22 protein-coding genes and 1 tRNA gene are annotated in these 20919 nt (G+C 56.8%); 10 read left to right on the top strand and 13 right to left on the bottom strand.

Going from position 1 to position 20919, the window contains the following annotated elements:
• The first annotated feature begins 521 nt into the window (after nt 1–521).
• The 4 genes from ACR0DH_RS18500 (at nt 522) to ACR0DH_RS18485 (ending at nt 4445) form a co-directional block, all read left to right on the top strand.
• Entirely contained in the window at nt 522–1271 is a 750-nt protein-coding gene (locus tag ACR0DH_RS18500; protein ID WP_480551369.1) for a 5-oxoprolinase subunit B family protein, read from the top strand.
• The gene (locus ACR0DH_RS18495; protein WP_480551367.1) at nt 1268–2266 is read left to right on the top strand and encodes a 5-oxoprolinase subunit C family protein; all 999 of its coding nucleotides are present in this window, start codon (nt 1268–1270) and stop codon (nt 2264–2266) included. The genes ACR0DH_RS18500 and ACR0DH_RS18495 overlap by 4 nt, the downstream gene beginning before the upstream one ends.
• A gap of 12 nt (nt 2267–2278) precedes the next feature.
• Nucleotides 2279–3040 carry a LamB/YcsF family protein gene (locus tag ACR0DH_RS18490; RefSeq protein WP_480551365.1) on the top strand — a complete coding sequence of 254 codons (762 nt, stop codon included), beginning with the start codon at nt 2279–2281 and terminating at the stop codon, nt 3038–3040.
• A gap of 157 nt (nt 3041–3197) precedes the next feature.
• Nucleotides 3198–4445, top strand: a complete 1248-nt coding sequence (locus ACR0DH_RS18485; protein WP_480551363.1) for a hypothetical protein — start codon at nt 3198–3200, stop codon at nt 4443–4445.
• Between the two features lie 69 nt (nt 4446–4514).
• Here ACR0DH_RS18485 and ACR0DH_RS18480 read toward each other — a convergent pair whose 3' ends face one another.
• Nucleotides 4515–5906: a D-alanyl-D-alanine carboxypeptidase family protein gene (locus tag ACR0DH_RS18480; RefSeq protein ID WP_480551361.1), complete on the bottom strand. Its 1392-nt coding sequence runs from the start codon at nt 5904–5906 to the stop codon at nt 4515–4517.
• Nucleotides 5907–6187: 281 nt separating this feature from the next.
• Nucleotides 6188–6889, bottom strand: coding sequence for an HAD family hydrolase (locus tag ACR0DH_RS18475; protein ID WP_480545137.1), 702 nt, complete (start codon nt 6887–6889; stop codon nt 6188–6190).
• Between the two features lie 93 nt (nt 6890–6982).
• On the opposite strand from ACR0DH_RS18475, the gene clpS reads away from it, so the two are divergent.
• From clpS to hemF, 4 genes are read left to right on the top strand one after another with little or no spacing between them, the layout of a single operon-like run.
• Entirely contained in the window at nt 6983–7324 is a 342-nt protein-coding gene (gene clpS, locus ACR0DH_RS18470; RefSeq protein WP_170536540.1) for an ATP-dependent Clp protease adapter ClpS, read from the top strand.
• A 30-nt stretch (nt 7325–7354) separates the two neighbouring features.
• On the top strand, nt 7355–8320 hold the full coding sequence (locus ACR0DH_RS18465) for a class I SAM-dependent methyltransferase (protein WP_480551359.1): 966 nt from the start codon (nt 7355–7357) through the stop codon (nt 8318–8320).
• A gap of 37 nt (nt 8321–8357) precedes the next feature.
• Nucleotides 8358–9161 (top strand): SDR family NAD(P)-dependent oxidoreductase, encoded by an 804-nt coding sequence (locus ACR0DH_RS18460; RefSeq protein ID WP_480551358.1) that lies wholly within the window; start codon nt 8358–8360, stop codon nt 9159–9161.
• Nucleotides 9162–9167: 6 nt separating this feature from the next.
• Nucleotides 9168–10052: an oxygen-dependent coproporphyrinogen oxidase gene (hemF, locus tag ACR0DH_RS18455; protein ID WP_480852766.1), complete on the top strand. Its 885-nt coding sequence runs from the start codon at nt 9168–9170 to the stop codon at nt 10050–10052.
• Between the two features lie 3 nt (nt 10053–10055).
• Here hemF and ACR0DH_RS18450 read toward each other — a convergent pair whose 3' ends face one another.
• The 4 genes from ACR0DH_RS18450 to modA form a co-directional block, all read right to left on the bottom strand.
• Nucleotides 10056–10463: a hypothetical protein gene (locus ACR0DH_RS18450; RefSeq protein ID WP_480551354.1), complete on the bottom strand. Its 408-nt coding sequence runs from the start codon at nt 10461–10463 to the stop codon at nt 10056–10058.
• 113 nt (nt 10464–10576) lie between these two features.
• Complete coding sequence (gene modC / locus ACR0DH_RS18445; protein WP_480551352.1) at nt 10577–11668, bottom strand: molybdenum ABC transporter ATP-binding protein; 1092 nt, start codon at nt 11666–11668, stop codon at nt 10577–10579.
• Nucleotides 11665–12357: a molybdate ABC transporter permease subunit gene (gene modB, locus ACR0DH_RS18440; protein WP_480545131.1), complete on the bottom strand. Its 693-nt coding sequence runs from the start codon at nt 12355–12357 to the stop codon at nt 11665–11667. The genes modC and modB overlap by 4 nt, the downstream gene beginning before the upstream one ends.
• Before the next feature lie 5 nt (nt 12358–12362).
• The gene (gene modA / locus ACR0DH_RS18435) at nt 12363–13142 is read right to left on the bottom strand and encodes a molybdate ABC transporter substrate-binding protein (protein ID WP_480551350.1); all 780 of its coding nucleotides are present in this window, start codon (nt 13140–13142) and stop codon (nt 12363–12365) included.
• A gap of 257 nt (nt 13143–13399) precedes the next feature.
• Here modA and ACR0DH_RS18430 point away from each other — a divergent pair.
• A tRNA-Val gene (locus tag ACR0DH_RS18430) sits at nt 13400–13475 on the top strand.
• Between the two features lie 58 nt (nt 13476–13533).
• Here the strand turns inward: ACR0DH_RS18430 and ACR0DH_RS18425 are convergent.
• The 3 genes from ACR0DH_RS18425 to gstA are packed head-to-tail and all read right to left on the bottom strand — an operon-like array spanning nt 13534 to nt 14748.
• Nucleotides 13534–13755 carry a tautomerase family protein gene (locus ACR0DH_RS18425; protein WP_480499478.1) on the bottom strand — a complete coding sequence of 74 codons (222 nt, stop codon included), beginning with the start codon at nt 13753–13755 and terminating at the stop codon, nt 13534–13536.
• Nucleotides 13756–13759: 4 nt separating this feature from the next.
• Entirely contained in the window at nt 13760–14140 is a 381-nt protein-coding gene (locus ACR0DH_RS18420; RefSeq protein WP_480551349.1) for a nuclear transport factor 2 family protein, read from the bottom strand.
• Nucleotides 14140–14748 carry a glutathione transferase GstA gene (gene gstA / locus ACR0DH_RS18415; RefSeq protein ID WP_480551347.1) on the bottom strand — a complete coding sequence of 203 codons (609 nt, stop codon included), beginning with the start codon at nt 14746–14748 and terminating at the stop codon, nt 14140–14142. The genes ACR0DH_RS18420 and gstA overlap by 1 nt, the downstream gene beginning before the upstream one ends.
• Nucleotides 14749–14858: 110 nt before the next feature.
• On the opposite strand from gstA, the gene ACR0DH_RS18410 reads away from it, so the two are divergent.
• Nucleotides 14859–15737 (top strand): LysR family transcriptional regulator, encoded by an 879-nt coding sequence (locus tag ACR0DH_RS18410; RefSeq protein ID WP_480551345.1) that lies wholly within the window; start codon nt 14859–14861, stop codon nt 15735–15737.
• Between the two features lie 40 nt (nt 15738–15777).
• On the opposite strand, the gene ACR0DH_RS18405 is transcribed toward ACR0DH_RS18410, so the two are convergent.
• The 4 genes from ACR0DH_RS18405 to ACR0DH_RS18390 are packed head-to-tail and all read right to left on the bottom strand — an operon-like array spanning nt 15778 to nt 20905.
• Complete coding sequence (locus ACR0DH_RS18405; RefSeq protein WP_480551343.1) at nt 15778–17475, bottom strand: ABC transporter ATP-binding protein; 1698 nt, start codon at nt 17473–17475, stop codon at nt 15778–15780.
• On the bottom strand, nt 17472–18386 hold the full coding sequence (locus tag ACR0DH_RS18400) for an ABC transporter permease (protein ID WP_353010699.1): 915 nt from the start codon (nt 18384–18386) through the stop codon (nt 17472–17474). Before ACR0DH_RS18400 ends, ACR0DH_RS18405 begins: the two co-directional genes overlap by 4 nt.
• Nucleotides 18383–19351, bottom strand: a complete 969-nt coding sequence (locus ACR0DH_RS18395) for an ABC transporter permease (RefSeq protein ID WP_480551341.1) — start codon at nt 19349–19351, stop codon at nt 18383–18385. Before ACR0DH_RS18395 ends, ACR0DH_RS18400 begins: the two co-directional genes overlap by 4 nt.
• The gene (locus tag ACR0DH_RS18390; protein WP_480551339.1) at nt 19352–20905 is read right to left on the bottom strand and encodes an ABC transporter substrate-binding protein; all 1554 of its coding nucleotides are present in this window, start codon (nt 20903–20905) and stop codon (nt 19352–19354) included.
• Nucleotides 20906–20919 lie beyond the last annotated feature (14 nt).

Here is a 20919-nt window from a genome sequence, read left to right as displayed (position 1 = left end):
CGGTCTCTCCCGAGCGTCTCAACCGTCTCTCCGGCCCGTCTCCGCCATCTCTAGCATCCCAGCAACAACCTCAGCGCCGCCGGTGAAGGGGGTTCTAAGGTCTAGCGATCAGGGCCGCAAGCAGAAAATTACATCTTGGCGCATTTTTTTGCATATTCAGAAATAAATGATAAATAGCAGATAGTTAACATCAATCTACATACAGGAATACAGGCATAATCCAGGGGTATGTCGCCTCGAACCCTGAACAGTCCTTTTGTTTGCCAATGGCCTAGCACAACATATTGGGGCTCAGCGGCATCCGGGCCCAAGGCGGTGCGGCTAGAAACACCGAGTCGAAACTCTATGAACCACCGATTCATCACAAGCCCCACACAAAAAAGATCGATCTCGCTCGATGGGTACACGAAAAATACTCCGCAAAACCCCATACGACGGTCCGCATATGAACAGACCTTGCGCATTATCGCCTGATACGGTCTGCTCCTGCCTAAACAGGTGCAATTCAAGACGTGGTGCATATGACCCTCACCCTTTCTTATCCGATGGTGCGCAATGTCGGCTTTGATGGTGTACTGGTCACCTTTGCCGAAACCATGTCAGATCCCGCGAACCGTGCAGCCCTGTCGTTCCGGGCCGAGGTTGAGCGGCTGGACCTCGATGGGGTGTTGGAGACATCGGCCACGCTTGGGTCCGCTTATCTTCGGTTTGATCCGACCAGGGTGACCCACGCGGATATGGCAGGCGCCCTCAAGGAGCTGCTGAAGGCAAGAGACTGGTACACTACGCCCCTCCCCTCAGGGCGAAAGCTATGGCGGGTGCCAACCGTCTATGGCACGGATCTTGCCCCACAACTCGAGGATGCGGCACGGGCGGCCGGTCTGAGCCCTGCAGAAGCGGTGCGACGACTAAGTCATTCTAAGGTACGTGTTTTGACAATCGGGTTCGCGCCGGGCCAGCCCTATCTCGGGCCACTTGGGCCCGAGTTCAACATCCCAAGACTGCAAGACTTGACACCCATGGTCCCCGAAGGCGCCCTGGTGCTGGCCATATCTCAGTTCGTTCTGTTTTCCGGCCCCACGCCAACCGGATGGCGGCATATCGGTCAGACGGCTTTCCGATGTTTTCGACCTGATATGACAGAGACGTTCACTCTAACACCCGGAGATGAGTTGCTGTTCGAACCCATATCGCGTGATGATCTGGAGTGCATCCGCGCCAACAATGACGATGGGCTTGGGGGAGCGACCTTCCAAGAGATCACTTCATGAGCCTGATCGTCCGGCGCATCGGCCCCGCCTGCACCATTCAGGATCAAGGGCGCGTAGGGTATCTTGATCAGGGGCTTTCGCGATCCGGGGTGGCTGACATATTGGCGCTGCATGAAGGGGCGGCGTTACTGGGTCAAAGCCCAGATTTTGCGGCCTTGGAAATGGCGGGCATGGGTGGCGAATTTGAAGCCACCCAACCCGTGCAGATTGCGCTAACTGGTGCGCCAATGCAGGCCAGTATCGACGGGGCTGCGATTGTCTGGAATGCATCGCACCATCTGGAACCGGGGCAGCGTTTGACAGTTGGCGCAGCATTGCAGGGCAGCTATGGCTACCTGCATCTGGGTGGTGGGATCGACACTGAAATGTTTCTCGGTTCGCGTTCAATCCATCTGACCGCCAAGATCGGTCGCGCGGTCGAGGCAGGCGATACCCTGCCTGTTGGGCCAGATGCGGGCGAGACCGGAGTCAAGTTGCCCCCTGCAGATCGGTTTGATGGCGGTACACTACGCGTTCTTGCCAGCTTTCAGACCCCTCTCTTTGATCCGGAAACCCTGACCCGGTTCACTCGAACCGAATTCAAACGGGGACCCCGTGCCAACCGCATGGGAATGCAATTGGAATGCGCCGGCGAAGGGTTCGCTGCCAGGGATCAGCTGAACATCCTGTCCGAGGTCATAACCCCCGGCGATATACAGATGACAGGGACCGGCAACCCGTTCATCCTGCTGCCCGAATGCCAGACGACGGGCGGTTACCCTCGGATCGCTACTGTTCTTCCCTGCGACATGCCAAGAGCAGCACAAACTCCAGCGGGCGGGAAGATCCGGTTCGAGCTTGTGACACTGGATCAGGCGATAGAGCTGGATGCGGCCTTTCGGTCCGATTTGGCCCGATTGCCGGGGCGTATCGAACCGCTTATCCGCGACCCGCATGATATTTCGGACCTGCTGTCCTACCAATTGATCGGCGGAGTGATCTCTGCCAACGACTAAGGAGATGTGTTGATGCCCCGCGTGGATCTGAATGCCGATATGGGTGAAAGCTTTGGCCCATGGAACATGGGTGATGATGAAAGCCTGCTAAAGGTCATCACCTCGGCCAATATCGCCTGCGGGTTTCATGCAGGCGACTGGGATGTGATGGCCAGTACGATGACATTGGCCGCCGAAAACGGTGTGGGTATCGGCGCGCATCCGGGCTTTCCCGATCTTCAGGGCTTTGGCCGCCGCAATATGAAGTTGCCTCATGACAGCCTTCGCAATCTAGTGCGCTACCAGTTGGGTGCGGCGATGGGTTTGGCAGCTGCGATTGGCACTAAGATACGGCACCTGAAACTACACGGTGCACTTGCCAATATGTGCTCGGTCGATATCGACATGGCGCGGGCCTGCTATCAGGGGGCGCTGGACGTGGAGCCTGACATCATCATCATGGTGCTGGCGGTCACGAAACAGGAAGAGGCGGTGCGCGAACTTGGCTGCAAATGGGTGGGCGAGATCTTCGCCGACCGTGCCTATAACGACGATGGCACTCTGGTCGATCGCAGCCTGCCCGGCGCGGTGATTCATGACCCCGAGATCGCCGGGTCGCGCATCCTGAACATGGTCCGCGAAGGGGCGATTATCACCGAATCTGGAAAACACCTTGAGACCTCAATCGATACGATCTGTCTGCACGGCGACGGGCCAACGGCAGTGCAGATCGCCCGTTCAGTCCGCGAAAATCTGATCGCGGGCGGGGTCGAGGTGACAAAATTCACTCGATAGACATCTGGGCGTAATCCGGAAGACCTAAAGTCTGGATGTTGCCCGAACGGGGTTCAGCGCCTAGCATGCATCCAAGTGCATGTTCTGAATAATGTTATTCCAGCCAATTTGGCCCGGCCATTGCGCTTGCAGCCGGATACCCCGCAAGGAGGCGCGCATGTCTTTTGATCTGATGTCTTACGAACCGCGAGGCGACAAGAAGAACTCGGACTTCTTTCATGAATATCTGCCAATGATCTACGAGCGGCGAACCAGCTCGGGCATCGCAGATCAGGTCGGCCCGATGCGGGCGATTGTCATTCAGGTCGAAACCACCGCCTTGTTCGATACGATGCTCGAACTTTATGTCATGACCCCCTATCGCCATTCAGCCAGCTATCTGGGCCGGACACATAAGTTCTCGGTCCTGCATTCGCATGCCGACTATCCGGCGCTGATCCTGATGGCCCCGCTGAGCGAAAGTTTTGTAGACTTCATTCCCCGGATCAACCGCATGTACCCGCTGGCCCGCAATACCCCACAAACCCGCTATGTCGGAGAGGTTTTCGCGGCAAGCGATCTTAGCACGCTGACCAAAACGCTCGAAGATCAAAACATCCGCTTTGAGTACTCCGGCGACACCGAAAACCCGTTCTATACTCTGGATGGGTTCCGCTTCACCACACCTTCGGATTTCACCTGCAATCGCGTTGGATACTCCACGCTGGATTTCAACGACCCCGACAGCCTTGGCCTTGGGGATCGAGTACTGCTCAGCGATGCTGAAAAGGCAAAGCTTGAGGAAGCAGCCGAATTCGGCAATGACAGTAGTATCGCGCCATTGATGCTGGGCATTGACCACCTTGCCACACGGGTTCTGGCAGGTGAACGCGAAGATGCGATCCTCGAATTTCTGACGATGGTGCCCTACTATTTCTGGGGCGCGTACAACATCTTTGACATGAATTCCTCGACCAATGTGAACCGCAACGCCAATGTGGACGATGACAAGAAATCCCCAGCCAAAGTGTTCACCGCAAACAACACGCCGTCTTTCGTGAATTCTTTTGCGAAGCTGCCTATGCCGACCGAAGACTTTGTGCGCAATTTCGGCCGCCGCCTGCATCATATGGCCGTCGAGATTCAGGATGGCGACCATGGCGCGGGTGAGAAGAATGTCGATTTCGTCGTCAATACACTGAAGGACAAAGGTGTGCCGTTCCTGGCGCACGTGGTCGGGGAATGCAAAGACGATCCAAACCTGAAACAGATATTCTCGAAGCATTCGCAATACACGCTGCTGATCACCGAATATATCGAACGCTGCCACCACTATGATGGGTTCTTCACCAAGGATAACGTGGCAGCCCTGACCGCAGCGGCGGGGCAGGATGAACAATACGAGCATGGTCACGTATTCGACTAAGAGCCTGAGATGAAAAAAGGGCTGCGACACATCGCAGCCCAGATCCATCAGGAGAGAGAATGTCGGGTCTTATGACGGCCCGATCATGAAACAGGTGACATTGCGCGCCTGAAGGCGACGGCAGGCCAGATCGGCCTGTTCCCGGGTCATGCCCTGAAACGTCGCCTCGAACCCTTTCGAGCTTTGGCTGACCTTGCGCAGCGTACCTTCCAGCGTGGTCATTTCCGACAACGCCGTTTTCAGCAGGATCTTCTCGGCCTCATAACGCGTGGTGTAGCGGCCCACATTCACGCCCCATATATGCCCGCCAGATGTGGACAGACGGGTCACAACCTCTTGTTCGGGTTCCGGCTGCTCAGCGGGCTCAGCTTGTGCCACGGTCAAGTTCTCAGGCCGCAAGGCTGGGCGCGTGTCCGAGCTTTCGACCGGAGGGGCTGTTGGCGCTATATCGGCCTCAGCGATTGCTGCGGCAATACCGTCCTGGATACGATCCCGGTTCTGGTTCGCGGTTTCAACAACGGCGCTGGCGACCTGTGTGGCAACGGGACGAATAACTGGGCGCAGGCTTGCTTTGGGCGCACCGCTGACAGCCGCCACCTGGGTCGAGCCGCCAAGACCCGTGTTACCCGCATAAGCAGGTCGTCCGGGTTTGCGAATGGGCGCACGCGACGGGGCGCGACGGAAGCCCATATCCAACAGCTCGGCAACCTTCGCGTTCCGAGACGCGCCCGACTTGCCACCAAATACGGTTGCGATGATGCGCTCATCCTTACGCTTGGCCGAAGCAACGAGGTTGAAGCCTGCAGCGCGGGTGTATCCCGTCTTGATCCCGTCCGCACCCCGATACGCGGCAAGCAGGCGGCGGTTCGTGTTCGGAACAGTCTTGATCCCGGCATTGGTCGATTGGCGCGAAAACAGGTTATAGTACTGCGGATAATCATACAGCAGGTGACGCCCCAGCGTGGTCATATCGCGCGCGGTAGACAAATGCCCCGCCTCGGTCAGACCATGAGCGTTCTTGAAGGTCGTGCGGCTCATCCCCATTGCCTTTGCGGTGCGGGTCATGCGACGCGCAAACGCGGCCTCGGATCCGCTCAGCGCGATACCAATGGCAGTGGCTGCGTCATTGGCCGATTTCACAGCCGCCGCACGGATCAGATACCGAAACGCGATCGTCTGGCCCGAGCGCAACCCAAGCTTCGACGGCGGCTCGGCTGCCGCTGCCTTGGTGATACGAACCGGCGTGTCCAGCGTGATCTCGCCATTCCGGACCGCTTCAAACGCTATATACAGCGTCATCATTTTGGTCAGTGACGCCGGATGCAGCCGAGTATCGGCGTTGCGCGAATGAAGGACCTCTCCGGTCCGGGCATCAATCACCATGGCCGCATACGGCGCGGCGAAAGATTTAAACGGCGCAAAAGAAAGCACCATCATCAATACAATGAGAAATAAGCCCATTCGGGCCGGAACTGTCCGCCGAACCTGCACGATCTTTGCCTCTGTCTGCCTCGCGCCGCCGGGTTTTCCCGGTCAGCTAGATTTTATTCTGCTTAGCGGCAAGGCTAACACAGAGGCCTTTTGAAATAAACCGAAAGCTGTGGTTTTTGCGGTTTCGTTGCGGTGTAAAAAGAGCGCTATATCTAGCTGTGCGATGCGTCCTGAACACTAGATCAGGGGCATCTCAGGGAACGCCGCAATCCACTCGCGGATTTTTCTTTGACTGAGGCGTAACAGCAACATCAAGAGATCGCGCTAAGCAAATCACTCAGACCGCCTAAATCACGCAGTTCTCGGAATCTCTTGGCGTCGACGGGGGCATCCGCATGCTCGACCTCCCAAACCAGACCATGCGGCACGTAAACGCCCCAGCAACCAGCCTGTATCGGAGCCACCACATCGGACCGCATCGAGTTCCCGATCATCATCGCCGCAGCCGGGCCATCACCATGGGCCTCAAAGATCGCACGGTAGGTGTCCGAGGTCTTTTCCGACACGATCTCAACCGCATCGAACAGTTCACCCAGACCTGACTGGGCCAGTTTGCGCTCCTGGTCGATCAGATCGCCCTTGGTGATCAATACCACGCGATGGGCTTTTGCAGCTTCTTCGATCGCCTGCTGCGCATGCGGCAAAAGCTCGATGGGATAAGCCAGCATCTCCTGCCCGGCTTCTATCAGTTGGCGGATTACCAAGGCAGGAACGCGATCTTCGGTCACTTCAATAGCGGTTTCGATCATCGACAGAACAAAGCCTTTGATACCATAGCCATAGTGCCGGATATTGCGCTTTTCCGCCTCCAGAAGACGCTCCATTAGATGGTCATGTTCGGCATGATCGGACAAAAGCGATGTAAAATGCGCCTGCGTTAGCTGAAAGAACCGTTCGTTATGCCACAAGGTGTCGTCAGCATCGAAGCCTATGGTGGTGAGTTTTTGCGTCATCCCGAATACGCCTGCTGCCTCTTTCCTCTGACGGGAACGACGTTATATAAGCGCAGAAGTAAACCCAATCCCTGAATCGGACAGTTGCGCGCGATGCTGGAAAACCAATGGATGATGTCTGACAAGTCGGACGACGACGGTGATGCGTCCGTTCTGGTCCAGACGCGCCCAAAAACCAAGCGCCCGCCTTTGTACAAGGTGCTGCTGCTGAACGACGATTACACGCCGATGGAATTCGTCGTTCACGTGCTGGAGCGGTTCTTTGGCATGACCCATGCGCAAGCGTTCGAGATCATGTTGACCGTGCACAAGAAAGGCGTGGCTGTCGTGGGTGTGTTCAGCCATGAGATCGCCGAAACCAAGGTGGGCCAGGTCATGGATTTTGCCCGCAGGCACCAGCACCCTTTGCAATGCACTATGGAACGAGAAGAGTAAGCCCCGCGCTGCTGTTCAACATATTCGGCCATGTCACCTCGCCTAAACCTTGCCCTGCAAAGCGGTTTGACGCTGTCACAGCCGCTGACCGTATTTGGCCCGACGCCAGATGATGATTTGTCGGATTTGTCTCGTGAAACGCAAATCGTCCAACCATTCAAACCGTTCCACGATTGTTTTGCGGCGCTTGGGTTCACCGCCGTGCCCGAGGCCATCGGGCCCTGTGAGGATGCAATTGTCCACCTGCCTCGCGCCAAGGCGCTGGCCCGTGCCTTGATCCATCGCGCCTGCAGTCAAGCCACTGGCGTTATTGTTGTCGATGGCGCAAAGACCTACGGTATTGACGGTGTGCTGAAGGAAATACGCAAGCGCGTCGCCGTTGAAGGCCCCCTTTCTAAAGCGCATGGCAAGATATTCTGGTTTCAGTCTGATCCCGCAGCGTTTGCGGATTGGGCCGCGCCGGACACTCAGAGTGTCGATGGATATCAAACCGCGCCCGGCGTGTTCTCGGCAGATGGTATTGACCCCGCCTCGACACTGTTGATGCAGAGCCTGCCTGCCAAACTGGGGCCGCGCGTCGCGGACCTTGGCGCCGGATGGGGGTATCTTTCCGCCGAACTTCTGAAACGCGACGAGATCAAGACACTGGATCTTGTCGAAGCAGATCACGCGGCGCTCAACTGCGCACGGTCAAATGTGAAAGACGGCCGGGCCATGTTTCACTGGGCCGATGCAATCACATGGGCGGCCGCCGATCCCAGGGATACAATCATCATGAACCCGCCGTTTCATACCTCGCGCAGAGCCGACCCAACCCTTGGTCAGGGCTTTATCGCCTCTGCCGCCCGCAACCTGACCCGCAATGGCGATCTTTGGATGGTCGCCAACCGCCACCTGCCTTATGAGGCTGCGTTGTCCGAGCATTTCATCAAGGTTGATGAAGTCGCCGGTGATAATCGGTTCAAGGTGTTTCATGCCTCTCGCCCTCGACGTTGAGGCCCGTTAACCTGCCCACCTAATCAGGAGGATTCGGATGTCCTTTTCCATAGCTGGCAAGACAGCAATCGTGACAGGCGGGGCCAATGGGATCGGGTTGGCGATCGGTCGCCATTTTGCAGATGCCGGGGCCAATGTTGTCTTTGCAGACATGGACGAAAAGCGCCTGGTCGAGGAACTGGGCGAACAAGCCGACGACAGCAATATTCGATATTTCGCGGGCGATCTGCGCGAAAAGCTGACCATTGCCAACCTGTTGTCAGCCACTTTGGACGCGTTCGATCAGGTCGATATTCTGATCAACGGCGCAAGGCAGGTCATCCCATCTGATCCGCTGGACCCTGATGATGATTCCGTTCGCACGTTGCTGAATCAGAACCTGATGCCTGCACTGCGGCTGAGCCAGCTGGTGGCGAAGCGTATGATCAAGCAATCAGACAATGATGATGACGAAAATCCGGCAGGCTCGATCATCAACCTGTCGTCCATCGCCGCCCGACGAACCCATCCCGACTTGATGGCCTATTCGGTTTCCACGGCGGCGTTGGACCAGATGACACGATCACTGGCCGTGGCGCTGGCCCCCAATCGGATTCGCGTGAATTCAATCGCGTTAGGATCGGTGATGAGCGCCTCATTGCAATCAACGCTTAAAGAAAACCGGGATTTTCGCGACGATATCGAAAAACACACACCACTGGCCCGCATCGCTGCCCCAACCGAATTGACCGAGACCGCCCAGTTCCTGGCATCCGACGCTTCGGGCTTTATCACAGGCCAAATCCTGACAATTGATGGCGGGCGGACCCTACTGGACCCGGTCGCGGCCCCGGCTCATTAACACGCCATGTTCGAAACAGAAAAATCCACCGCATCCGCATGGTTCCGTCAATTGCGTGACGACATTGTCGCCGCGTTCGAAACCCTGGAAAACAGTCACAACATCGGACCGCTCTCAGATGCCACGCCAGGCCAGTTCGAGGTCAAGGAAACCGAGCGACAGTCCGAAGATGGCTCGGACGCGGGTGGTGGGCTGATGTCCGTGATGCGCGGCGGGCGTGTATTTGAGAAGGTAGGCGTAAACGTCTCAACTGTTTACGGCACTTTGGGCGATAGGGCGCAGCAAGCGATGGCTGCCCGCAAAGGCATCCCTAGCATGAAGGACGATCCGCGTTTTTGGGCCTCGGGCGTCAGTCTGGTTGCGCATATGCAGAACCCGCATGTTCCGGCGGTCCATATGAACACACGCATGTTCTGGACCCCTCATGCCTGGTGGTTTGGTGGTGGGTCTGACCTGAACCCGTGCATCGAATACGATGATGACACCGCTCATTTCCACGCGACACAAAAGGCGCATCTGGACCCACATGGTGCAGACTACTACCCACGCCTGAAAGACTGGGCGGATGAATATTTCTATATCCCCCACCGCAAACGCGCCCGGGGCGTCGGGGGTATCTTCATGGATGATCACTGCACCGGGGATTGGAACACCGATTTCGCACTGACACAGGATATTGGCCGCGCATTTCTACCCGCCTTTGTCCCGCTTGTTGAAAAGCGTCGGGTTCAGGCCTTTGGGGATAATGAAAAGAACACCCAGCTGGTGCATCGCGGCCTCTACGCCGAATACAATCTGGTCTACGATCGCGGCACGAAATTTGGCCTTGAAACAGGCCACGATCCGGATGCGGTGTTGATGAGTTTACCGCCGTTGGCGAAATGGGTTTGACCTTCAAAAGCCAAAGTCGATGAAGTTATCGTAGCAGTAGTTCTGCGCCGAAGAGGCCGACATATTCTCGCCCACGCGCTTAACCGTAATCGAGTATCCTGGGTTCGTATCCGCACCGGGCGGTGGCGTCAGTGAAAACTGAACTGTTCGTACGCCGGGCTCATAAGCCTTGGAGATGTATATTCTCTGGTTATTTGGCACGCCAAGTGTTCGCACCGCATAATCCCCGATCCCGCACCAATAGTTGACCGGGGCTGAGGAGCCGATTGCTTTGACCTCATATGTTCCGTCTTTCAGAGGTGTAATCTCCGTCCGAAACTGCGGGGTGACATTCAGTCCAAATCCAACGGCCCCTGCCAAACTTGGGGCCAAAAGGGTCGCGCCAAGCGCACATATTCTGAACAATGACATAGCAGACGCTCCAAACCAGAACCCGTGTCTGTTTCTAAAAATAGATAATCGAAGCTCCGAGTAAAGCCGACCAACAGCAACGTGACCCTTCGTGTGATGTCGCTTGGGCTGCGTCACAAGATGCGTCCCCCGACATCTTGCGGCGCCAAGGCCACGGTTTTGATCACCGCGTAACACGTCGCTCCAGTCTGCAATCCCAATGCGTTGACCGAGCGTCGTGTCACCCGCGCCAGAACAACTCCGGCAGGTGTTTTAACCGAGACAATCGCGCCCGGGCCATCGCCTGACCGGATCGTTTCAACCTGTCCACTGAGCACATTCAAAGCCGACAGCCCCTGTGGTGGCTGGCTTGACAGAATGACCTCCTGCGCCGGGATACGGATGCGCAAGCTCTCACCCACCTGATGTGCGACGCGGGGCAGAAACAGGCGCTCCCCGCCGGCATCCAGCTCGGTCAACCCATCCGAGTGATGTTCTTTGACCCGCACCTGCAAGACCGCACCTATTGCGCGCACGCCAGCAGGTGCAACTGACGGATCAGACAGGACATCGGAGGCCGGACCCTGGCCAGCAACTTTACCATCCTGCAAAGCCACAACGGATGTCGCAAGCCGCGCCACTTCGGCGGCCGAATGGGTGACATACAAGATTGGAACCGAAACCTCATCCCTAAGCCGCTCGAAATAGGGCAGTATCTCGGCTTTTCGGGCCTCATCCAGTGCCGCCAAGGGTTCATCTGCAAGGATCAGACGGGGGCTGGCCAGCAAAGCGCGCCCGATCGCCACACGCTGCTTTTCCCCACCCGATAACAGGGCCGGTCGGCGGCTCAGCAAATGGCCGATGCCCAGCATCTCGATGATCCGATCAGGGTTTTCTTGCTGCGCACCACGCGGCGCAAACCAGCGACCGTAGGACAGATTCTGGCGAACGGTCAGGTGTGGGAAAAGCCTCCCCTCCTGAAAGATGTAACCCAGGCGACGCTTATGGGGCGGCAGCCAGTGCTGTGCTTCGGTATCAAACAGAACCCAGTCATCCACGACCACCCGACCCACTTCGGGCCGCAACAGGCCTGCCACTGCGTTCACAACCGTAGTTTTGCCTGATCCCGAACGGCCAAACAGCACAGTTACCCCCTGCGGCGCGTCAAAGGTCAGATCAAGATCGATCCCCGGCAGATGGTGTTGCAGGCGCACGGACAGGCTCATGACCCGGCCACCCGAGCGGCAGCGCGCCGCCCCACATATTCAGATAGAAGCAAAGCCCCCATGGCGATGATGATCGAGATCACAACCAATCGGGTGGCAGCAGCTTCGCCCCCTGGCACTTGTAGGAAAGCATAAACGGCCGATGGCAACGTCTGGGTTTGTCCGGGAATATTTGACACGAACGTAATCGTCGCCCCGAACTCTCCCATCGCTTTGGCAAAGGCCAGGATCGATCCGGCGATGATCCCCGGCAGGATCATCGGCAGGGTCACAGTCGCAAACACCATCAGCCGCGATGCCCCAAGGGTCGAACCCGCCTGTTCCAGCTTTGGATCCACGGCCTCAATCGACAATCGTATGGCGCGTACCATCAGGGGAAACGCCATGATCCCAGCAGCCAGCGCGGCGCCGGTCCAACGAAAGGCAACGACAATCCCAAACTCGGCCAGAAACCGTCCTATGGGCCCCTGAATGCCAAATGTCAGCAGCAGCAAGTACCCCGTAACAACAGGCGGCAAAATAAGTGGCAGATGGACCAAACCGTTCAACACCTGACGTCCCGGAAAGCGCCATCGTGCCAACGCATAAGCCACAAATATCCCGAATGGCAAAGTAGCCAGAGTGGCCGACAATGACACGCGCAGCGACAGCCGAAGCGCTTCCAGTTCAGCCGGACCCAACCATTCCATCCCGATCACCTGTCCGGCAGGGAAAACCCCTGCCTCAGGAAAACAGTCATAGCGTCATTGGTTTGAAGAAACTCCAGAAATGAAGAAGCTTCAGGCCTTGGAACCCGCATCAAGGCTGCAGGGTAGACTATGGGTGGATGCATCTCGGCTGGTATTCTACTAACAACACTCACCCGTGGGTCCGCCATCGCGTCCGAACGATAAACAACGCCCAAAGGTGCCGCCCCGGTTGCCACAAGCGCAAGCGCAGCGCGCACATTATCCGTCTGCGCCACCTGCCCTTGAACCGCGCCCCAAAGCCCTAGATTTTCCAGCGCTGACTTGCCATAGATCCCGGCAGGCACCGCGTCGACCAGCGCCATGGCCAGGTAACCGCCTGCCAGCTCAGTCACGATGTCATAGTCTGAACCAATGTGTTCGACTGGTGCCCGATCTGAAGCACCAATCAGAACCAACCCGTTACTTAGCAAATCCACACGCGAAGCCGGATCAATCAGCGCTTGATCCTGCAGCAAATCCATCCAATTGGAATTTGCCGAAATGAAAATATCCGCAGGTGCACCCGCCTGAATCTGGCGGGCCAGTACGGATGAAGCTGCATAGGAGACCGTAATGCTCACACCAGTTTGTGCGTTGTAGCCAGTCGCAAGCTCATCCAGCGCCGTTTTCAGGCTGGCAGCGGCAAACACCAAAACACCATCGGCCCCGGCCCGGATCGGAGCCAGAATGAGCGTAGCCAGTACCAAAACCGCCACAACCGCACGGCGGGTCATTAAGAAAGCCATCCAAACTCCGGGCCGGGAAACGACCGTCTGGTTCTGGAATATCGGAGGCAATGGGTCACCCGCAAGCATGTTTCCCACGATCAAGTGGTGTTTGTGATATCTGCCATACCTCGCTTGAGAATGCGGGCGCCTGTCTGCGCTCCGGCCTCTGACCCGTTGACAGTACAGACGGTTTCACAGATCAGAGTAAAACAATCCGATAAAATCCACTGAACCCTCTTGCACCCGCCCACAGGCTTGGCTAAATGCAGCGCTACGGGTGATTAGCTCAGTTGGTAGAGCGCTTCGTTTACACCGAAGATGTCGGGAGTTCGAGTCTCTCATCACCCACCATCGCAACACTTTAGTGCTAAGTGCGCCTCTTTGAATGAGGGCGTTTCGTCCGAGAGTCTCAGTCGCCCTCCGCGCGGATATCACTGACCCTCCGACCCGCGATTCCCCAATTTTCCAGTGGCACCTCGTCAATCACAACGAATGTCGTTGCGGGGTTTTTGTTGAGCACTTTGTGCAACAGGTCGGTCACACCAGAAATCAACTGCGCCTTTTCTTCGGGTGACGGACCTGTACCTTCAGGTCCGCCCTCTTGTGTTACCTTGATGTTTACGTAAGGCATCGTCCTAGTCCTTTCTCTCAACAAATGAGAAGACCTTGGTCAGCACGCGCCAACCGTCCTTTGAATTGATCACTGTCAGTAAATCCTGATAGCTGCGCCCCATCATGGTCATGCGCGCCTCGACGATGCCGATCCGGTCGCCTTTGAGAGTGATCCGTTCGATAACTTCCCTACGCGGATCGCCACGCGAGGCGGGCGGCGTGCGGACGTCGATCCGGTCCATATAGGCCTCTAACCCCATCACTTCGTAGGTGCCGAGGGTGCCGTTCACGTAGACCAGATCCTGATGGAACACCGTGCGCAGCGTATCGCTGTTCGAATAATAGAGCCCGTCAAAGTAACGCTCCATCACGTTCTGGATTTCATGGTAATTGTGAAGCTGCATCACGCTAGTCCTTCTGCGGCAAAGGCCGCTTTGACCGACGCACGACCGGCAATTCGATCTACATAAGCAGCGACATTGGGCCAGGCCAACAGGTCAATGGCCTTGAAGTTGGCCCAATACATCAAAACGAACGTATAGGCATCCGCAACCGAGAATGTCCCGGCGACCAGATAAGACCGCCCGTCAGACAAGACTTTCTCCAGATAGTCGAGTTTCGAGCGAACCTTCGCCTTTGCCGCCTCCTTTGTCGCATCTGTTGAGCTATCGGAAAAGAGCGGCCCCCAGGCCTTATGCAACTCGGCCGCAGCGTAGTTCAGGAATTGTTGCAACCGCGCACGTTCGACGCTTCCAAGCGGCGGAGAATAGGCTTGATCGGGATGGGTGTCAGCAATGTGCTGAAGAATTGCAACGCCTTCGCTCAAATATACGCCATCCTCAACTTCAAGCGTCGGCACATAGCCGTTCTCATTGATTTCCTTATAATTTCTTCCGCTTTCCGTTTGCCCCTTGGCGGTGTCAACAGCCTCGATCTCAAATGTCTCACCAACCTCATTCAGCATGATATGGCTGGCCAAAGAACAGGCTCCGGCTTTGTAGTACAGTTTCATCTCAACCTCCTTTTCATGAGTGCAGGCCAGAGATAGCAATCAAGTAAAGCGATTGATAATATCGTGTTTTCATCATAATGATCTCATATTCAGATGATTTGTGATGCGATATGACCTTAGACCAACTCATCGCTTTGGACGCAATTGTTGCCACTGGAACCTTTCGGGCGGCCTCTGAGCGTTTGAACAAAGCGCAATCTGCCGTCAGCCATCAAATCCGAAAGCTGGAGGCTGAACTGAAGTTTGATCTGTTCACACGCGAGACCTACCGGCCTAGTCTGACACCCGAGGGTCAGGTTTACTTTCGCGAAGCGACGCGTGTGCTGGAACAAGTGCACAGGCTGCAAGCCGTCGCGGCTGGGTTGCGCAGTGAACAAGAGCCCTCGATATCGATTGCGGTAACGGCCACAACCTCGCTGGACCCGGTCCTGAGCCTGCTGGGCACTATCCGAGAGAGACATCCGGGGACCAACATCCATGTGGCGTCGGAAATGATGGGCGGACCTTTGGCGCGTCTGATGGATGGCAGCGCAGATATGATCATCGCGGGTCTTGAGGGCGTTCCAATTGACGATGTCGAAACGCTCCCCTTCGGAACCATCACGATACGACCCGTCGCAAGCCCAGACTTCCCGGCCGCACAACGCCGCGGCATCCGATCGAGGCGGGAGATGCAGGCTTATACGCAAGTTATCGTTTCAGGCACCGGCGGGCAGGATTTCGATCAAAGTCGCGATGTTCTATCAGGTGGACATCGTTGGACGGTCTCTGATTTCGAAGCGAAGAAAACCATTCTCAAAGCCGGGCTGGGCTGGGGTGGCCTGCCCGAACACATGATGAAGGATGAGCTGAGGACCGGAGCCCTGATTCCGCTGCGCGTTGATGGTTACCCCACACGCCACACCGAGATTTTCGCGATCCGGCGCAGGGACAATCCGATGGGAAAAGTCATGTCCGACATCTGGGCAGAGCTTGAGACGGCCCATTGATAGATGGACCTTCCTTAAGAACACCAAAACCGCGTTTTGGTTAACCTGCGGCTTCCAATTGCTTCAACCGGGGCATTAAATCCAATAGCTCTTTGGTGTAGGGATGCTTGGGCGCCGAAAACAGCGCGTCTGTGTTCTGCACCTCGACCAGTTTCCCCTGACGCATCACGCCCACCCGATCACACATCTGGCGCACAACCGGCAGGTCGTGACTGATGAACAGCATGGTCAGCCCCAGATGATCCTGAAGGTCTTTGAGGATGTTCAGGATTTGCGCCTGGATCGACACATCCAGAGCGCTGGTCGGTTCATCGCAAATCAGGAATCGGGGCTGCGTGGCCAGTGCACGGGCAATACAGATGCGTTGACGCTGCCCGCCTGAGAATTCGTGCGGGTATTTGCGCCAGGCGTCTTTGGCCAACCCGACCCAGTCCAGAAGTTCCCTGACACGCGGTTCAACCTGGGATTTGGGAAGGATGCGATGGTGCAGGATCGGTTCTGCAACAAGGTCGCCAACCTTCATCCTCGGGTTCAGGCTTGAGAACGGGTCCTGAAAGATCATCTGGATTTGCCGGCGATAGGCTTGCAAGGCCTCGCCCCCCATTGCCGTTACGTCCTCACCGTCAAAGATCACACGACCACTATCAACCGGATAGAGCGTGCCGATCATCCGCGCGACGGTGGACTTGCCTGATCCACTTTCACCAACAAGGCCGAAAACTTCACCGTCGCGAATGTCGAAGCTGACCTGATCGACGGCGGTAAAGTACTTGCGTTGCGATGGCAGTAGACCGCCCTTTTGAAGGAAGGTCTTGGTGATGTTCTCTACCTCTAGCAGCTTGCCGGATTTTGACAAATCGGTCTTGTCCCAGTGGGCTGCCAGATCATCGATTTTGAAGGTTCTTTCCCGTTCGCCATAGCTGACCACCGGGAACCGTTCGACCTTGGTATGCGGGCGGGGCACGGCGGCGATCAGGGATTTGGTATAGTCATGCGTGGGTGCGCCGAGGATCTGATCGGTGGTGCCACTTTCGACCACATGGCCGGAATACATCACCGTCACTGTGTCTGTGGTATCGGCAATGACACCCATGTCATGCGTCACAAGAATCACGCCGACCTGACGTTCCTTGGCCAGTTCCTTGATCAGATCCAGTACCTGCGCTTGGACGGATACGTCCAAGGCTGTGGTGGGTTCATCCGCGATCAACACGCTGGGTTCCGTGCACAGCGCCAAGGCGATCACCACGCGCTGACGCATCCCGCCGGAAAATTGATGCGGGTACTGGTTGAACCGGTCCGCGGGGTCCGGGATGGACACGCGATCCAGCAAAGCAATCGCACGTTTCTTGGCCTCAGATGCGGACAAGCCAAGATGAAGCTGGATCGTCTCGACCAATTGCTCACCCACTGTGAACAGCGGGTTCAGCGAGGTCAGCGGATCCTGAAAGATCATCCCGATCTCTTTGCCCCGGATCCCGCGTTTGTCCTCGGCGTCCAGTTCGTCGATACGCCGACCGTTCAGCCAGACCTCACCCTCGGACACATGGGCCGGTGGGTCCAACAGACCGATCACGGCGTTTCCGGTCATCGATTTGCCCGCTCCACTTTCGCCCACGACCCCCCGGATTTCACCAGGATGCAGGTCGTAGGTCACATGCTCCACCGGTTTGAAAATGCCGTGGCGGGTTGGGATTTCCACCGTCAGATTACGGATCGAGAGAACGGGTTCGGTCATTTCAGCCTCGGGTTCAAAGCATCGCGCAGCCAGTCGCCCAGCAGGTTTACACTCAGGGCCAGCGCCAGAAGGGTGCATGCTGGGAAGAACAGAATCCACCACTCACCCGAGAACAGGAACCCCTGCCCGATGCGGATCAGCGTGCCCAGTGACGGCTGTGTGGGCGGTGCACCGACACCCAGAAAGCTAAGCGTCGCCTCGGCAATGATCGCCAGTGCAAGTGAAATCGTTGCAATAACCAGCACGGGTGACAGCACATTCGGCAGGATATGGCGCAACATGATCGTCAACGGATTTTGCCCAATGATCCGCGCAGCCGCCACGTAGTCTTTGTTCTTCTCGACCAGCGTAGCACCGCGAACGACCCTTGCGAACTGCACCCAATCAGACAGGCCAATCGCCAGGATCAACACCCAGATCGCCATCTGATCACGATACTCAACAGGCGTAACTCCCTTTGCGATACCGAAGATCAGCATGGCCAGAAGGATCGAAGGGAAGGTCAGTTGCACATCTGCTGTACGCATGATGATGGTTTCGGTCCAACCGCCGAAATACCCCGACAGCAGACCAAGAATGATCCCCAGAACCATGGCAAACAAAACAGCTGCGACACCGACAAACAAGGAAATGCGCATCCCGTAGAGGATGGTCGAAAACACATCCCGACCCTGATCGTCGGTGCCCATCACAAAGCTTTCGCCGGTAAAGGCATTTGGCTCCATTGGTGGGGTGAAGCCGTTCATCAGGTTCAGGCTGGATGGATCGAACGGGTTCGTCGGCGCAATCAGCGGTGCGAAGATCGTTACAAGGATCAACAACGAGGCAACAGCAGCCGAGACCATGGCCACCGGAGATCGACGAAAAGCGTAGAACTGATCGCTGTCCAGAATACGTTGCAGGCGGCTCATGCGCTGACCCTCAGGCGTGGGTCGATGAACGCATAAAGGATGTCGACCGCAAGGTTAATCGTGACGAAGATGACCGAAATCATCATCAGATAGGCTGCCATAACGGGGATATCCACAAACTGGATTGCGTTGATAAACAGCAGGCCAAGGCCCGGCCACTGGAACACCGTCTCAGTGATGATGGCAAAGGCGATAATGGCCCCTAATTGCAGGCCGATGATGGTTATCACGGGCACCATGGTGTTTTTTAGGGCGTGGCGAAAGTTGATGGTCTGATCACTCAGGCCGCGCGCACGAGCGAAGCGGATATAGTCCTGCCGCAGTACCTCCAGCATTTCAGACCGGACCAACCGCATGATCAAAGTCATCTGATACAGGCCCAGAGTGATCGCTGGAAGGATCAGGGCCTTTAGCCCACTACTGGTCAAAAGACCGGTGTTCCACCAACCAAGATCCACAACCTCACCGCGCCCAAAGCTGGGCAGCCAGCCCAGTTCAACCGAGAAGACATAGATCAGTAGAATGCCGATCAGGAAAGTGGGCAGCGAAACCCCGATCAGCGAAGCGGACATGATGAAGTTTGCTGCGAACCCATCTCGTCGGATCGCAGTGAAGACGCCCAATGCGATGCCCAGGGCAATCGCAAGCATAGCTGAGACCAGAGCCAGTTCCAGTGTCGCCGGCGCGCGTTCGGCCAGAATCTCTGCGACGGGCCGACCCTGACGGAAACTAACGCCGAAATTGCCCTGCACCGCCTCGCGCAGGAACTTCACATATTGCACCGGGAAGGGTTGATCGAGGCCCAACTGGCTGCGCAACCGTTCCACGTCTTCCATGGTCCGCTCCTGCCCCAGCATGTTGTCGATCGGGTCGCCGACAAAACGGAACATGGAAAAGGCAACGAGGCCCACGACGAAAAGAACCAGCGCCGACTGGGCTACGCGCCTGATAATGTATGACAGCATTTAGTTGACCGTGACCCAACGCAGAAGGAAGAAATTGTCGGGCCGTTGCGTCAACTCGATATTGCTACGAGCACCCCAGACCAGAGGCTGGACATAGAGGGGGACATAAGCGACCTCGTCCTGAAGGATGGCTGTGACCTCATCCAACATGGCTTGGCGCGTTGGCTCGTCAATCTCGGACTGGATCATCGGCAGCAACTCATCCACACGCGCGTTGGAATATCCGCCGAAGTTCCACGATCCTAGCTTCTTTTCCTCATTGGGGGTTGAGGCCAGAAAACGCACGGGGTGTTCAGCATCAAACGTGCCCGGCGACCAGCCCAGCAGATACATGTCAAAGTTGTCGGCCCGTAGTTCTGGCCAGTAGTTCTGAACAGGCATCGCATCCAGTGTCACACTCAACCCTGCCTGCGTCAGCATGCCTGTGATCGCCTGACATACAGACTCGTCATTGAGGTAGCGATTGTTGGAGCATTTGAAGCTGACTTCCGCTCCCTCGACCCCAGCTTCGGCCAGCAGCGCCTTTGCGCCTTCGAGATCATAGCCATAAGGGTCCGCGTTCGCTGCCGAATACCCGCGCATTGCCGGGCTGACCAGCTGACTTGCGACTTCGGCATTGCCGCGCATGATGGTTTGGAGGATGGCCGGGACGTTGACCGCCTTTGCAACCGCCTCGCGGACACGCGGATCGAGGAACAGATCAGAGCCGCCCTGCCCGGTCTCGCTCGCGCCCTGTTTCTGGTCGAAGCCCAGCATGATAACGCGCGCTTCGATGCCTTGGATAACCTTTACTTCCGGGTTGTCCTGCAAGCGCGCAACATCCTGAATCGGCACCGGATTAATGAAATCAACATCGCCCGACAACAACGCCGCCAACGCGGTCGCAGGGTTTTGGATCGGCACCAATTCAGCCCGGGTCAGGTTGTGCTCTGCATCGCCCCACCAGCCATCATACGGCTCCAACACAGTACGCAGGCCGGGCTCACGCGCAGTGATTTGAAAGGCGCCCGTCCCGTTTGCGTTCAGTGTCGCATAATTACCGGCCTCTTTGTCGGGCAGGGCCGTGTCATTCGCTTCGGCCCAGCCGCTATCCACGATCATCCAGTTGGCGATGCTATCGGGGAAGATCGGGTTTGGCGCATTGGTCATCACGTCGACGGTGTAGTCATCGACTTTCACAACCTCGGCGACGGGGGCGAACCAGCTGCGCGTGTCTGAACTTTCGTCGGACGCGCGCTGATACGAAAAGATCACGTCATCAGCGTTGAATTCGGACCCATCATGAAACGTCACACCTTCGCGCAGCTTGAACCGCCAGCCTGCGCCACCCTCAATCGGCTCCCAACTGGTTGCAAGCGCCGGTTCGATGGTCATGTCCTTGCCGCGCCGCACCAGCCCTTCATAGACGTTGTTCAGAAATCCGAGAACCGGGGCGGAGTTGACCGCATGCGGGTCCATGGTTTGCGGATCGGTGGTCACGGCAAAGGTAAACTCTTCAGCCGCAACCGGCATGGCAAGCGCGCCCAGCAGCGCGGCAGTGGTCAGACGTTTCATGATAGCTCCCACTT

It is taken from the genome of Ruegeria sp. I1 (assembly GCF_056532675.1).
This window is presented reverse-complemented; position numbering and strand designations above follow the sequence as displayed.